Source organism: Ochrobactrum sp. PL_is501, assembly GCF_055816895.1.
The window spans coordinates 187,477-200,182 of sequence record NZ_JBVPGR010000035.1; the positions used below are offsets into that span (position 1 = coordinate 187,477).

Sequence of the window (12,706 nt, forward strand, 5' to 3'; positions counted from 1 at the left end):
AAATGTGGGAGGGCGCTTGGAGCGCCCCGCGATCACATGCGAGCGTTGAGCTTGCTTGTGACTTCACCCCACGCGGCTTTTGTCTTTTCGGCCTTGCTCGACTGTTTGTCGGCCTTTGGGTCAAAGACTACGAGACCGCCGACAGCTTCATGCGAACGCTGACCTTCGATATCGGCATCGTTGTCAGGTTCTGGCTTCGATGCTTCCAGACCTGACAGAACGCCCTTGGCGGTTTCCGCCGAAAGGTCGGTCGTAAACGCAAGGTGCATCGCCGAAGCTTCGCGGCCTTTGGCTTCCGGCAGATTGAGAATTGCCTGAATGCGTGCCCGCTCTGCGGTTGCTCCCGCCTTTTCACCGGCCATCTGGCCTTCGGTGCGGGCGGCTGCTACGGCGGCATCATGTTCCGCGCGAGCGATCATTTGTTCATTCATGGTGTTGCTCCTGAATTTGGAGGTTGCGGAGGGGGATCGCCCGTCCAGTTCTTTGATGACCGCCTCGAAATTGCCGATGCGATCAGCCATTCCGGCCGCAACTGCGGCCGAGCCAATAAGCACGTCGCCGCCGCCAAACTTGGCGATCACGTCGTCGGGCTTTACGCCTCGGCCTTCTGCGACCGTGGCGATAAAAACGTCGGCGAGCGCATCAATCGTGCGCTGAATGCGCGCTCGCCCTTCGTCCGTTGAGAGGTCCGTCCGCTTCCCGGGGGATTGCGACGAAATGAACTCGATCCGCCCGGCCTCGGCGTCCTTCTTGCTCGTGTCCTGCAAGGCGGCACGGACGCCAATCGAGCCAAGCAAAGCAGTATCGGCGATCACGATTTCCGTTGACTGCGAGGCAAGCCAGTATCCCGCCGAGGCTGCCGAACCGCCGACATAACCGACAATCGGCTTGATCGCCTTCCCGGCGCGGACGGCCTTGGCTAACTCGTCGACGTTCGTCACCGAACCGCCGGGCGTGTCGTAAGACATGACAATCGCCCGGATCGACGGGTCGTCGAGGGCTGCTTGAAGGTCCCGGCGCAAAATGTCGTAAGACGTTGCGCCGGATATGGCCGTAAACAGGTTGGCGCGACTGACAAGCGGGCCGCGAACATCAAGAATGGCGACCGACCCGCGGCGGGTCAGGCGCTCGGCAGTGGGGACATGCTCGGCGCGATAGGCTTCAAGAGCATCGATCGAGACGTCATTTTCGCGAGCGGCAACGGAGAGGACGAGTTCTAGCCCTTCGGCTGTTATCGCCCATGGCTCCGCAAGCGCCGCCCGGAGGGCGCGCGTTGCTGGCATTGAGGTTTTCCTTGTGTTTTACCGGCGTCGTGAGCCGGCGACGATCGCAAAGCGACGGTTCAAACGCGGAAGTCCGTTAAGCTCGCGGCATTCATCTTCCGCCCTTTGCATTTCTTGCCGCAGCATCGCGAGATTGCCTTGCAAAACAGAAGTTTGGACCTCCTGTTCGTTGTCCCCGTGGCGGAAACGCACGCGTTGCGCGGTCCCTCCGGCAAGCCTGTCGAAATAGGCTTGCCGAAGTGCTTTTGCTCTCGCGCAAGGATCATCCCAATCAATGGCGACTGGTCCGATTTTTTCGACCATTATTTTTCATCCTCAACTATGAGTTTGTCGCCGACGGGATCGGGAACGATAGGCCCAACGTCGGGGAGGCCAAGCTCTTCCCGTTTCTTTCGCTCTCGTGCACGTTGTTCGTAAACGTCTTCCCAATCCGCACCCATGTCGTTGCAGATCATTTCATCGCTTACGACGCCGAGCCGTTGGTAAATCTCGTGCGCCTTGGCCGATTTGAGGTCGTCAGCTTGTGGCTTGGGTGGCCCGCGCCAGTCTGCGGAACAGGCTTCGGCCCGTTGCGCGCGAAAGGCCCGTGGCCCGCCCGGGAAAGGGATTGTTCCGCGTTCGATTTCTTCCTCGAGCCATGCCTCATAGACATGCTGTAAGAAACGGCCGCAGATATTTGCCCGCCGCGAAAGCGTGATGGGCCATTTTTCCGCCGTGGACATGCGCACCGACGAATATGTCGCCCCGGTGTAATCTCCCGTGAGAGTTTCCACGGTCATGCCGAGGCAAGCCGCGATTTCCCGCAGTAGAAACTTGGTGAAAGCCTCGTATGTGTCGTTCGGGTGCTCCGAACGGTTCATTTTGAGACTTTCGCCCGGGAACAGGTGGGCGATACGGCCGCCGACCCCGAGGTCGATTTTCGTCTGGTTGTACCAAGCTTGTTTGAAACCGAACAAGGTTTCGGCGGGGCTACTATCAGAGGTGGCTTGCTCCGTCGGGTCTTGCAATGCCTGCAAGAGTGCGTCCGTTGGTGCCTCGCTCTCGACAGTCGCGGCGAAAATAGACTGGATCAGCGCCGCGGTGAGCGTGGCGTCCGCAAGCTGGTCATACTGGCGAAGGACGCGAAGGATCGGGGCAAAGGGAGTTATGCCGCGAATTTGTCCCGGCGCGCCTTGGTAGATATGAAAAACCTGCGGACGCCCCGCTCCATCGCGGGCGGCAATATCGACAGTGTGCCGGAACACCCCGTCGCGCATGAAGCGATATGAGAGCGGAAAGCCGAAGTCGTCCGTTTTCACGCCCTGATAGAGTTTGGACAACGGTTCTGTGTCCTGCACCAATCGGTGAGGAAGAACCAATTGAACCTTTGTTCGGGACTGTGAAATGCTTCGACGAATGGACGGGAGCAATCCCGTCGCTTCGCCATAAGCGTACCACGTCTTAAGCTCCATTGCCGTAAGCTCGCCCATAGTGTGCTTGCCTGCGGCGTCGCACTCGACAGGGTTGTCGCTCCAAAGTATCCAGCGGCGTTCGACATGGCTTGACCACTCGTTCGCCTGCTTTTCGTCCCATCCAAGGGCGATGCGATCCGGGCGAGGCGAAAGTCGAAGCCCTGTCCCGATGGTGCTTGCGACTGCCTGTTCAATCGCCCCGGCAATCCAGCCGGAGTTATGAAGGGCATCAATCGCGCGGGCGGCCGCCTCGATGTAGGATTTCGCGACGTCGTCCCGAGCGTCACGAAGTGCCGGTCGCCAAGCGAACAGGGCCGCAGCGCCACCACTTCCCGGCGAACGGAAATATTCGGCTGAATGCTGTGGTGACGTCTGCGGAACAGCGCCCATAATGGTCCCGTCCGTGCCGACGCGAATGCGCGGTTTCGTTTGTGCGTTCATCGTCACAACCCGTTAAATCGAGCCGCGATTGAAGCGATGCGGTCGAATTTCGACCCTTTCGTTTCCTGCGGCTGTCCATTTGCATCGGGAACCGCAATTCGCGGTTCCGCTCGATCGTCGTCGTCGCGTCGTCGAGCATTCGGGCCGAGGCGGTGCGCATTGAGTTGGAAGCCGGCGGCGGCGGCCAGTGCCTCGCAGTCAAGTAAGTGGTTTTCGCGTGATCGCTGCACCCAAACCGGCGTACCGGAAGGTGACGTCGTGCGAGCTTCACTTACAATCTGCTGGCAATAGTCATCCGTGGTTTGGGAATGGAGATACCACGCCCCAAGTGCTGGACTGCCGTCCTCGGTTAAATGAGGATAGCGAAGTCGTTCATGCACCCAACTTTTCCAATGGTCCGTGTCGAGGAGGTGCAGCGTCAGGCCATACTTGGCCGACTTGCCGTCAGGTTTCACCTCGATTTTCGACTGAATGATCGGCTTTGACTGTGTGCGTCGCCCCTTTGTCGGGAAGACGAAACGCGGGAACCGCCTTGCAAACTCGTAGACGCGATGCTCCGGCACGGCAAATTTTTTGCCGGGCCGGAAGCCACTGTCGACGAACGCAAGCCTTATCGGCAGCCCGTCGATAGGTTGCGTAAGCAGGTCCGCAAGATCGTCCCAAACATCTTGCTGCGAGGTTTCACCCCAAAGATCGCCGCTATCGACAAGCCAAGAGGTCGCGCGCGGCCCCCATGCTCGTATGACAAACGGGAGGCGGTTTTTCTGGACGTCGACGCCGGCAGTCAAGAAAACTGCTTGATCCGGCAACGTCCGAGGCAGATACGGGGCCTTGAGCCTCGCGACCTCCTCCCATTCTGGCACGTCGCCGCCGCCGGGAGTGAAAACCTCGCCGAAACCTGCGTTCACGGCAGTTTGCACTTTGTCGCTATCGCCCGATGCAAGCGCCTTCAAATAGCTTTCGGCGCGCTCACCGAAGGAAACGAACGGCGACGCAAGACCAGAAACCCAAAACGAAAGCGTTGTCGTGTCGGGCGGGTCGCCGAAAACGTTGCCGTCCTCGTCGACCGTCTGGCCCGGCGCGACAAACACGCCGGTAGCGTTCATTTCGGCCTTGTCGCTCTCCTCAATCACGCACCCGTTGCGGGGGCATTCAAGGAAAGCCTCGCGACGAGCTTGCGCAGGCGTCGCACGCTTAGGCCATGACAAGCATTTGAAGCGCGGAACAAACCATTCCCGGCAGTGGGGGCAACGCCATGTCCAATGATGGCGCGTGCCCTCTTGCCATAGTTTCCAGATTGGCGACGCGACGTCGTCCGTCGGCGCGACCTTCCAGAATTCAAGGCCGGTTTCCTCGTCCATTTCCGTTTCAACCATTCCTTGGGAGGGTGTGGACGTGATGCCGGTCATGAAATCGGCGTAAGTGATGCCGCGAGCTTCGACGAGGCCGAGCGGGTCGCCTTGGCCTTTAACGTTCTTGAGCATTTCGTCGTACTCGTCGACGAGTGCCAAACCCGCAGGATCGGACTTAAGCGCGGTTGACGAACCGGCATGCGCGAGACGGACAGTCACGCCCGCGACCCTTTTCAAGGTTTTCTTCATTCGCTTTCCGCGCGAAAGTTTTGCCTTGAGTTTCGGGGCCTCGTCGAAAAGTCCCATAAGGCGCGGCTCAAACTGATCCGTTAGGAACTCCCGAGAGGGACCGACATACAGGATCGGCACCGGCCGCGTGTCGCAGCGGTGGCCGATCACATCGAGAATGCTTTCGGTTTTTCCGCTTTGCGCGCCGGTCACGAGGACATTGCGGGTGTACCGATGGTCGTCAAAACCTCGCGTGAACGGCACGGCGTAAGGCGTAAGGTACGGGTCGCGCTGTCCGGGCTTTCCCGAAGTGGGAGGATAAACCCGGTTTTCAGCGCCCCATTTGTCAGCCGTCGTCTTCTCTGTCGGCTCCCAAAGGATCGCGGCCAGATCGTAGAGCCTCGCTTGCCTCTCGGAACTTGTTTTGTGATCGAGCAAACGCGCCATTTAGACCCTTCTCAATCTCCTCGCGCAGCTTCACGTCCCGCGTAGCCGATGCGGGAAGCCCTGCCAGTTCGGCCCGGAGCGTGGCTAAGATGCTGGATGAAACGGCCTCGACGTCGTCCATTTCGACGAGCCGGCCTTCCTCTTTGGCGATACGAAGTTCGACTTCGCGCTGTCGCGCCGCCTTCAAGCCGTTGTCCGCCGCTGATTTTGTTGATCGCCGTTCCTCGTCTTTGAGGGAGCGGACATAGCCTTGCACCACTTCGACGAGCGGGTATTTCCCTTTGACCGCCGCCGGGACATAGCCATTCGCTGCCAACTGCCGGAGCCATTGCGTCGTAATTCCCAAGAGGGAAGCCGCCCCGCTGGCGGAAATCATCTCCTCGCCAGTCAAGGCAAACGCTCGCGGCGTCGGAGGGGCGACGGTTGGTTTTTTCGCCATGGCGAACATTCCTTCGGTGCAAAGCAAACCGCGATTTTCGAAAGCTGAAAAACGCGCAAATTCGGGGCTGCGGCGGCACCGCATGCCTTGGCCTTGGGGTACGGTCCCTAAAGGGGTAGGGGTGCCTCGCCTCGCAGGCGGTCACCCACGCGCACGGTCACCCCGCCGACACCGATTTGACGTCCGCGCGCTCTCGCTCTTCTACGGTCAAATTTGAGGCTTTCGACTGATCGGGGTCAGGAGAGCTTAAAGAGGCGCATGAGTTCATGCTCGACGCGGGTCATGACGAACCCACCGACCATGCGCCACTTCTCCGCCGTCGGGTCTTTGACGACCTCGCGGGCGATGTTGGGACCGAACAGCGGTTCGAGTGGTCCGCGCTCGCTGCCTTCACGCTTGAACACCCTGCCGTCATATGCGGGGACGATGAAGGTCGACTTGAAAACTCGGCGCTTTTTCCATGGGGCAGCGCTCACACCTTTCTTGCCTTGTCGGGCATTGAACAGGTTGAGGTTTGTCTCCCCGCCTTCCGCTTCCAATTTGTATTCGAGCTTGTTCGGGTGTGCTCGAATGGTTTTGACGGCCTTGTTAATCAGGCCGTACTTGATCCCGGTTTGAGCGACCAGCGAACGCTTGACTTGCGTGCGGGCTTGGTCACCACCGCGATTGAGTGCTCGGGCGAATACACGCTTTGCATCACGTTCGCCGATTGCTTCCAGCGCTTTACCATATCGCTTGAATACGCCGTCCGAGGTGATGACGATGCTTGCCATGGTTTCACCCGATCAGAACCCGGCATGAAAAAACGCGCGGTGCCGATAGGCATCACGCGCGCTCGCATGCGGATTTAAAATTTACAGATTTTCGATTTTAACGATGGATCAGAATAACAATACTAGATCGCTCGTCTCTCCGGGAGACTTGTCGTCTCCCGTCGCCTCGCTCTCGTCGGTGCTCTACGATCCGCGCGCGACCCCATCGTCTTAACGCGAGAGAAAGAGCGAAATTGTCTCACTCGTCAAGACGAAAATTTTCAAACGGACACGATTTCTTCTAACCGGACACGACGGCGCGGAACCTAAACCATTGATGTACCGTCGGTTTCGACCAGTGCCGGACAGGTGAAAATATTTTTGTCCGGTATGCGTGTCCGCCATCGCTTCAGTGCTTTGCAGCCGGACAATTCAATAAGCTATTGAAATTGCGTTTATAATTGGCAAGCCGGACAGTGGATTGTCCGCTTTCGCCCCTGTTTGTGTCCGGCTCTTAGCGCATTTTGTCCGGTTGCCGCATTGCTATGTCCGGCAGCGTCTTGCGTGAGCGGGGCGCAGTGCTTTGTGTCTGACGGGTGATTTGCAGGTGATTTGCCTTTAAAAAAAGTACGAAAAAATCTAACTTTGCTGTTGCGGAGTTAGATAAATTGTGTCAAATCATAATCACAAACAGCGATTTTATAGCCAAGCCAGTTAGAGAAAATTAGCGATGAATGAGACCCGCGAAGAACGCCAGCGCAAGCTTGATAAGCGAATAGCTGACCTCCGCGCTCGCGCCGATGCCAAAGAAGCCGAAGCAAAGCGCCTGCGCGGTTCCGTGAACGACGATCCGGCTTTCTGGACACAGCCAGCTTACGGCAACGCTGCGGGGCGCTCGTTCGCTCGGCACCGTGACCGTGAGCGCAACCGGATTATCAAGGCGGGCGCTATTGCCGCCGAGGCGAGAGAACTTCGCGAACGTGCCGACACGCTTGAAGCTCGTGGCGCGGTCATGGCAGGTGATGCCGCCGCAGTACGTGAGGCTAAGGCCGCGGCGATAACTGTCAGAGTGGGTCAGATCGTCAACACGGCCCACTATGGCCCTCGGAAAGTCCTCAAGGTCAACAAAAAGACTGTTCTCGTCGAAGGCAGCTTCGGGCCGCTCAAAATTGAAAAGCAGTTCATCGTTGCATGAGCCTTTCAGTTTCCCGCCTCTTTCCCTCCAGTCAGGGGCGGGTTTCTCAAATGTTCAAACGAGTTGGGAGACACCCGAAATGCCAAGTATCTTAGGAAAGCAGACCGAAGCTAGCGTAACGATTTACAGCGCTGGAAACAAAGACGCCAAAGGGCGCGTTGAAGGTGTCCGCGTTGAAGTGTGCGAAGTGACACTCATTGACCGCCCTGCCGATGTATTGACGTATTACGGTCTGGAACCGGGTTTCTATTTTGTCGCAAAGATCGACAAAACAAAGGACGGCGAATGTTTCGGCGCAACGCAGCCGCGTCAATTCTTCAAGACCGACGAAGAACGGCAGTCCGCGATTTTGAAACGCTTGAAGAAAGCAGGAATTTAAGCCTTCCGGTTTCCGCCCCGAAGGGCGGTTTCCCGAATGCTTAACCACCACATGAGGCATTATCATGCAGATTTTTGAAGTAGAATTGCCGCGGGTAAATCAGCGCCGAGAAGCGCTTAAGCGACCGCTACCGGAAGCTCAAATTGCAACGCTCCGCGAGGTGAGCGCCGCCTATCAGGCGCGATGCCCGTTCAAGGTAGGCGACATAGTCACCCCGAAGCCGACGTCGACCTATGACGACAAGGGCGTTCCGCATGTCGTCCTTGAGGTTGCGGCGAACCCGATCCGAGATTTCGAACCCGGCAACTGCCTTATGCAAAACTACGGTTGCCGTCTGGATATCCGGGTCGGCGTGCTGATCGGCGACGAGGTCGTCACGTTCTGGCGGGAAAGCTGGCAGCACCAATTCTATCCGGCCGAGTAAACGGCACCCAATCACTTCCTTGAAATTCTCCGCCGGTTGATCGCGCGTTTCTGCGCCACGGCGAAGCTATGTCTAATCGGAGATTGGCATTATGTGCGAACTCGCAATCACAGCCATTGAACATTTCAGGGCCAAAGGCCCGACGATCCGGCGCGTTTATAACCTGCCTCTCGACCTTCATGCCCGCTTGCTGAATTACATGGCAGCGACGGGCATCGACACGGAAGTCGAAGCCGTCCGCCGTCTTTTGTCCGACGAGCTTAACAACCACGAAACGGCCGATCAGGCTTTTTCCCGGCTGGCGATGATGCAAGCCGACGAGGCAGCTATTGCAGCGTGCGGTCACCCGCAGGTTGAGGGCTTCCGCTGGTCCGATAGCCGGGACGAGTTTGCAATCTTCCTGCGCAACGGCCGTGTTCTTCAATACGTCGACGGATTTGCCCGCATCGACAATCTGCCAGTGAGGGCGGTCCTATGACGATGGGCAAAACAACACCGGGGCCATGGTCCCAAGGCAAACTTCTGGCCACAGCCACAACACGGCGCTGGACGAAGGAAGTGCGCGACGAAGTGCAGGCTTCGGAAAGAGTTCGCGTTTTCGCGAATTTTAGGGCGGCCGACGAGGGGCGCGGCCGCGAACTGGTAGCGGTATTTCAGCGGCCGGAAGACGCGGCGCTCGGCGCGGCCGCTCCTGAATTGCTCGATGCCGTCTATCTGGCTTTGCCGTTTGTCGAGGATGCGCTTGAAAGCCCTGTGTTCACACCGGGTGTGGTCAAAAAAGCCGTCGCACAGTTGCGCGCGGCTATCGAGAAAGCGGAGGGGAAGTAATGTCCTTTAAGCTGTCGAAGGCCAAGATGAAGTGCCCAAAATGGATGAAGAGAGCGGACTTTGATCGCATCCTCCAGATGGACACGGAAGAAGCGCTCGACGAGGTTGAGCGGCTCAAGAACGAATTACGCGAATACAAGCGTAAATGGCGCGAAGAAAACCGGGAGAAGTACCGCGAATATAAACGCGAGTATGTCCGCCAATGGCGCAAGAAAAACCCGAAAAAGGCTAAGGAAATAGACAAGCGAAAGCAGGATAAAATAAGGGGCGATCCCGTACTACTCGAAAGGGCGAGGCAGCTTCGCCGCGAAAGTAGAGCGCGCACCGGAATATACACAAACAAAAACGAGCGGGCAATAAGAATGCGCCGATACTACCGCAACAAGTCTTTGAAGATGGCGCGGGAGAAGCCAAACGAATTGCGAGCGCTTATCCGTCCGATGGTCCCCGGCTATCTCGACCCATCGGCAAAGATGGATGTGATCGCGGCGGTTATGGAAATGGCCCTCAAGAACAGGGTCGAGTTCAATAAGCTGAATGAAGCCGTCAAAGCGGCAGTGACCGCCTACAACCGCCAGTTCGACCACTTCAAGAACGTCTCTATCGACGCCCCGATCGCCGGGACGGACGGCCTTACGCGCGCCGACTTGCTCGATAGCGAAACGTTCCATTTTTAGGAGGCATGCAATGTCCAAAACAGAACGCCTTATGAAACTCATTCGCGCGATTGAAGACGGCCGCCGCCACACCTCGGACAGCCTTGCTACGCTTTTGAACGTCACCCCGCGCACCATTTACCGCGATGTCAAGGTTCTTCGTCAACAGGGCTGGCGCATCCCCGGGGGTGCCGGTGTGGGGTACGTCTTTATGGGGCGGGCGAAAGTGCATGGCTTCCATGTGCCAACCGAACAACCGGAGGCAAGGCTGTGAAGACTATCGAGCAAATCATTCGTGACGATATCGGGCAGGGGGGGCCGCAACTTCCTTCGGACGAGTACGAGCAACGAATTGATAGCATCCTCGGGCAGATGAATTGCGCGGAATTGCTGACGCGAATTAGCAATGCAGTCGCAGAAATCGGGGGCGCGTCCGGCATGCGTTTGGTTTATTCCGGTCCGGTGAGCGCGCTTCGTAGCTCAACGAAAGAGGCTCCACCTGCGACGGTTTTCTATACGAACTATCGCGGGGAAACTTCGGAGCGAAAAATTACGCCTATCCGGCCTTGGTTTGGTTCGACAGAATGGCACCCGGAACCGCAATGGCTCTTGCGGGCCTACGATCACAACAAGGGTGCGGAACGTGATTTCGCTCTCAAGGATTTAGGCAGAAAGGAGTCATCCGCAGCGCGTGGGCTGGCGTTGGAGGAAGCGGCGCGCCTTATAGAAACACACGCTTATACTGTGTCGAATGCCGGACCGCGCCTTGAACCATCGAGAATGGCAAAAGATGACCAGCATCATGCCACGATTGCCGCCGCCATCCGCGCCCTATCCTCACCGGACCATGCCGACGCCCGCAAATTCCGCATCGGTGATCGCGTGACCAAGACCAAGGGATCGTCGTGGACTGGTCGTATCGTTGGTTTTTACAGCACCAAACTAACGCCTGTCGGATATGCCGTCGAAAGCGAGACTGAAATCGGCAGCGTCCAGATTTACCCGGAAGCAGCTTTGAGTTCTGCACCATCGGGAGGCGAACGTCATGGCGACTGATAGATCATGGTGCGCGATATGCCGTTATCCCGACAAAGATGCTTTTCTGCTGGGTACTGTAGTCACAAGGCATGACGCACCGATGCATGAAATCGAGCCGCTTATCTACGTCCTCATGGATAAGCTTTTCCCAACACGCCCTGCTCTCGTGAACATCATACCGGGCGCAGTCATCTTTGTACCGGAAAGCGACGACCATGGAGAGTAAACTAGAACCTTGCCAGATAGCCGACGCCCTCGAAAAATGCGATTGGGCGGGAGCATCCATCGGGAACAAAGCGATTGTCAGTCTGGCAATTGAAGCGCTACGCAACACGCGTCCCGCGCCTATAGAGGGTGTGCATACGCTTGACGAACTCATGAGCGACGCCGTCAAGGCGTGTAAGGCCCTGATGCCAGAGCAGCAACTCGAATTGATGGAAGAACAGCGGAAATCCTTCGCAGAAAACAACGTTGCTCTTACCCGCCCCGAGCCCGCAGCTACGAGCACGGGGCTGTTGACGGTTGGCTATGCACAAAGGGGCATAATCGGGCTTCTTATGGAGGGCGCGGTCGACGCGGCCGTTATCGTGCCAAAGCCCGGCGGGGACTTTGAAACGCCGGTCGTTATGCGTGAGAATGCCGACGAACTATTGGCGGAGAAGGACGTAATCATACGTTCCCATCTGGCTACAATTGCCAGCTTCGAAACAAAGCTGGCCGCATCGGAGGAGGCCCGAGGCGCATTGTCGGACGAGATAGAACAGGGGAATTGAACCCGGTCTAAATTCGAACTAGCCTCTCTCGCGACTTTGAAGCGGGAGAGGGCATATGAAGAAATCCGAAAAGCTTGCGACTATGGCCGGGGTATTCGGGGCCGTCGTGTGCGTTGGGCTGAATTATTGGCTCGGGTCCGAAGTCTGGCCTTGGTACGTTCACGCGGTTTTATGGGGGATTTCGGCGCTTTCTGCTTATAAGGCGCTCGTCGGGTTCGCCGTCGCCGACCGCCTGATCGATAATTGAACAGCGGGGAAAACCTGCGCTATTCCGCCGCTTGTATCGTTTCGTGAACTCGCCGCACATTGACGGTTGCCGAATTTTGTTCTCATGATGTTCTCATGCAGATTGAGACATTAGGAGACGCCTACACGCACAGCGTCCGCATTAGAATGCGGTGCGCGTGGGGTAAAAGAGACGCAATGAAGTCGGTTCGCGAATGCTTGTTTAGCGCGGAACTTGACGTTCAAACGCTCGTCTGTACGCGCGGCCGGGATATGCCGCTGACTTTTCTGCAGGAGCGCATGAAGTGCCCGTCCTGCGGGTCAAGGCGGGTTCGGCTCATGTTCGACTTCCCGAGCAATTCGGGTGCCGGAGCGGTTGCCGCTCCGCTACCGAAGACGGCGAGAGGATACTAAACGGGGGCATTCATGATTGAGGTTCTTCTTGCTGCGGCCATAATGACCAGCGCGCCGCAAGCATTGGACGGTGATACATTCGTCATTGATGGCGAGCATGTACGCATCGCGAATATCGACGCACCGGAAACCCGCAACGCGAAATGCGATGCCGAGCGACGCCTCGGGCGTGTCGCCAAGCGTCGGTTGCAGGAATTGCTTACTTCGCCCGGCTTTGAAATTGAACGGGGCGATCCGAAGTCCGGCCGCATCAAGGATCGGTACGGCCGCACGCTGGCGACGGCCTACGTCGAGGGCGTTGACGTCGGGGCAATCTTGATCGAGGAAGAACTTGCCCGCCCTTGGCGGGGCAAGCGTGAACCGTGGTGCATCAAATGAAGT

The 12,706-nt window shown here is 57.6% G+C and carries 18 protein-coding genes; 12 read left to right on the forward strand and 6 right to left on the reverse strand.

Features of this window, described 5'->3' with window-relative positions; translation table 11 throughout:
* Positions 1-32 precede the first annotated feature (32 nt).
* The 6 genes from AC0TOF_RS12135 to AC0TOF_RS12160 all read right to left on the reverse strand — a co-directional run bounded on the left by AC0TOF_RS12135 (position 33) and on the right by AC0TOF_RS12160 (position 6,414).
* Complete coding sequence (locus tag AC0TOF_RS12135; protein WP_473768421.1) at positions 33-1,283, reverse strand: S49 family peptidase; 1,251 nt, start codon at positions 1,281-1,283, stop codon at positions 33-35.
* 18 nt (positions 1,284-1,301) lie between these two features.
* Entirely contained in the window at positions 1,302-1,586 is a 285-nt protein-coding gene (locus AC0TOF_RS12140) for a hypothetical protein (RefSeq protein ID WP_063882031.1), read from the reverse strand.
* Positions 1,586-3,175 (reverse strand): phage portal protein, encoded by a 1,590-nt coding sequence (locus AC0TOF_RS12145; RefSeq protein WP_473768422.1) that lies wholly within the window; start codon positions 3,173-3,175, stop codon positions 1,586-1,588. The genes AC0TOF_RS12140 and AC0TOF_RS12145 overlap by 1 nt, the downstream gene beginning before the upstream one ends.
* A 2-nt stretch (positions 3,176-3,177) precedes the next feature.
* Positions 3,178-5,202: a terminase gpA endonuclease subunit gene (locus AC0TOF_RS12150; RefSeq protein ID WP_473768423.1), complete on the reverse strand. Its 2,025-nt coding sequence runs from the start codon at positions 5,200-5,202 to the stop codon at positions 3,178-3,180.
* Positions 5,102-5,641 (reverse strand): hypothetical protein, encoded by a 540-nt coding sequence (locus AC0TOF_RS12155; protein WP_473768424.1) that lies wholly within the window; start codon positions 5,639-5,641, stop codon positions 5,102-5,104. The genes AC0TOF_RS12150 and AC0TOF_RS12155 overlap by 101 nt, the downstream gene beginning before the upstream one ends.
* Before the next feature lie 236 nt (positions 5,642-5,877).
* Complete coding sequence (locus tag AC0TOF_RS12160; RefSeq protein WP_473768425.1) at positions 5,878-6,414, reverse strand: phage tail protein; 537 nt, start codon at positions 6,412-6,414, stop codon at positions 5,878-5,880.
* A 709-nt stretch (positions 6,415-7,123) separates the two neighbouring features.
* Between AC0TOF_RS12160 and AC0TOF_RS12165 the strand changes: the two genes are divergently transcribed.
* From AC0TOF_RS12165 to AC0TOF_RS12220, 12 genes are all read left to right on the forward strand, one after another.
* Positions 7,124-7,588 carry a hypothetical protein gene (locus AC0TOF_RS12165; RefSeq protein WP_473768426.1) on the forward strand — a complete coding sequence of 155 codons (465 nt, stop codon included), beginning with the start codon at positions 7,124-7,126 and terminating at the stop codon, positions 7,586-7,588.
* Positions 7,589-7,667: 79 nt separating this feature from the next.
* A complete protein-coding gene (locus AC0TOF_RS12170; protein WP_473768427.1) occupies positions 7,668-7,967 on the forward strand; it encodes a hypothetical protein in 300 nt (99 codons plus the stop codon).
* A 64-nt stretch (positions 7,968-8,031) separates the two neighbouring features.
* Complete coding sequence (locus AC0TOF_RS12175; protein WP_473768428.1) at positions 8,032-8,391, forward strand: hypothetical protein; 360 nt, start codon at positions 8,032-8,034, stop codon at positions 8,389-8,391.
* A gap of 91 nt (positions 8,392-8,482) precedes the next feature.
* Positions 8,483-8,869 (forward strand): hypothetical protein, encoded by a 387-nt coding sequence (locus AC0TOF_RS12180; protein ID WP_473768429.1) that lies wholly within the window; start codon positions 8,483-8,485, stop codon positions 8,867-8,869.
* Positions 8,866-9,219: a hypothetical protein gene (locus AC0TOF_RS12185; RefSeq protein ID WP_473768430.1), complete on the forward strand. Its 354-nt coding sequence runs from the start codon at positions 8,866-8,868 to the stop codon at positions 9,217-9,219. Before AC0TOF_RS12180 ends, AC0TOF_RS12185 begins: the two co-directional genes overlap by 4 nt.
* The gene (locus AC0TOF_RS12190) at positions 9,219-9,896 is read left to right on the forward strand and encodes a hypothetical protein (protein ID WP_473768431.1); all 678 of its coding nucleotides are present in this window, start codon (positions 9,219-9,221) and stop codon (positions 9,894-9,896) included. Before AC0TOF_RS12185 ends, AC0TOF_RS12190 begins: the two co-directional genes overlap by 1 nt.
* Before the next feature lie 10 nt (positions 9,897-9,906).
* Positions 9,907-10,149 (forward strand): HTH domain-containing protein, encoded by a 243-nt coding sequence (locus AC0TOF_RS12195; protein ID WP_473768432.1) that lies wholly within the window; start codon positions 9,907-9,909, stop codon positions 10,147-10,149.
* A gap of 506 nt (positions 10,150-10,655) precedes the next feature.
* On the forward strand, positions 10,656-10,931 hold the full coding sequence (locus tag AC0TOF_RS12200) for a hypothetical protein (protein WP_473768613.1): 276 nt from the start codon (positions 10,656-10,658) through the stop codon (positions 10,929-10,931).
* Positions 10,921-11,139 carry a hypothetical protein gene (locus tag AC0TOF_RS12205; RefSeq protein WP_473768433.1) on the forward strand — a complete coding sequence of 73 codons (219 nt, stop codon included), beginning with the start codon at positions 10,921-10,923 and terminating at the stop codon, positions 11,137-11,139. Before AC0TOF_RS12200 ends, AC0TOF_RS12205 begins: the two co-directional genes overlap by 11 nt.
* A complete protein-coding gene (locus tag AC0TOF_RS12210; protein ID WP_473768434.1) occupies positions 11,129-11,686 on the forward strand; it encodes a hypothetical protein in 558 nt (185 codons plus the stop codon). The genes AC0TOF_RS12205 and AC0TOF_RS12210 overlap by 11 nt, the downstream gene beginning before the upstream one ends.
* A gap of 55 nt (positions 11,687-11,741) precedes the next feature.
* The gene (locus AC0TOF_RS12215) at positions 11,742-11,933 is read left to right on the forward strand and encodes a hypothetical protein (protein WP_473768435.1); all 192 of its coding nucleotides are present in this window, start codon (positions 11,742-11,744) and stop codon (positions 11,931-11,933) included.
* A gap of 404 nt (positions 11,934-12,337) precedes the next feature.
* Positions 12,338-12,703, forward strand: a complete 366-nt coding sequence (locus tag AC0TOF_RS12220; protein ID WP_151657853.1) for a thermonuclease family protein — start codon at positions 12,338-12,340, stop codon at positions 12,701-12,703.
* Positions 12,704-12,706 lie beyond the last annotated feature (3 nt).

Coding starts and splice junctions, on each gene's coding strand:
- AC0TOF_RS12175 (WP_473768428.1), top strand. CDS start 8,032: ATGCAGATTTTTGAAGTAGAATTGCCGCGGGTAAATCAGCGCCGAGAA.
- AC0TOF_RS12140 (WP_063882031.1), bottom strand. CDS start 1,586: ATGGTCGAAAAAATCGGACCAGTCGCCATTGATTGGGATGATCCTTGC.
- AC0TOF_RS12160 (WP_473768425.1), bottom strand. CDS start 6,414: ATGGCAAGCATCGTCATCACCTCGGACGGCGTATTCAAGCGATATGGT.
- AC0TOF_RS12215 (WP_473768435.1), top strand. CDS start 11,742: ATGAAGAAATCCGAAAAGCTTGCGACTATGGCCGGGGTATTCGGGGCC.
- AC0TOF_RS12200 (WP_473768613.1), top strand. CDS start 10,656: ATGGCAAAAGATGACCAGCATCATGCCACGATTGCCGCCGCCATCCGC.
- AC0TOF_RS12170 (WP_473768427.1), top strand. CDS start 7,668: ATGCCAAGTATCTTAGGAAAGCAGACCGAAGCTAGCGTAACGATTTAC.
- AC0TOF_RS12190 (WP_473768431.1), top strand. CDS start 9,219: ATGTCCTTTAAGCTGTCGAAGGCCAAGATGAAGTGCCCAAAATGGATG.
- AC0TOF_RS12165 (WP_473768426.1), top strand. CDS start 7,124: ATGAATGAGACCCGCGAAGAACGCCAGCGCAAGCTTGATAAGCGAATA.
- AC0TOF_RS12220 (WP_151657853.1), top strand. CDS start 12,338: ATGATTGAGGTTCTTCTTGCTGCGGCCATAATGACCAGCGCGCCGCAA.
- AC0TOF_RS12150 (WP_473768423.1), bottom strand. CDS start 5,202: ATGGCGCGTTTGCTCGATCACAAAACAAGTTCCGAGAGGCAAGCGAGG.
- AC0TOF_RS12185 (WP_473768430.1), top strand. CDS start 8,866: ATGACGATGGGCAAAACAACACCGGGGCCATGGTCCCAAGGCAAACTT.
- AC0TOF_RS12145 (WP_473768422.1), bottom strand. CDS start 3,175: ATGAACGCACAAACGAAACCGCGCATTCGCGTCGGCACGGACGGGACC.
- AC0TOF_RS12135 (WP_473768421.1), bottom strand. CDS start 1,283: ATGCCAGCAACGCGCGCCCTCCGGGCGGCGCTTGCGGAGCCATGGGCG.
- AC0TOF_RS12210 (WP_473768434.1), top strand. CDS start 11,129: ATGGAGAGTAAACTAGAACCTTGCCAGATAGCCGACGCCCTCGAAAAA.
- AC0TOF_RS12195 (WP_473768432.1), top strand. CDS start 9,907: ATGTCCAAAACAGAACGCCTTATGAAACTCATTCGCGCGATTGAAGAC.
- AC0TOF_RS12180 (WP_473768429.1), top strand. CDS start 8,483: ATGTGCGAACTCGCAATCACAGCCATTGAACATTTCAGGGCCAAAGGC.
- AC0TOF_RS12155 (WP_473768424.1), bottom strand. CDS start 5,641: ATGGCGAAAAAACCAACCGTCGCCCCTCCGACGCCGCGAGCGTTTGCC.
- AC0TOF_RS12205 (WP_473768433.1), top strand. CDS start 10,921: ATGGCGACTGATAGATCATGGTGCGCGATATGCCGTTATCCCGACAAA.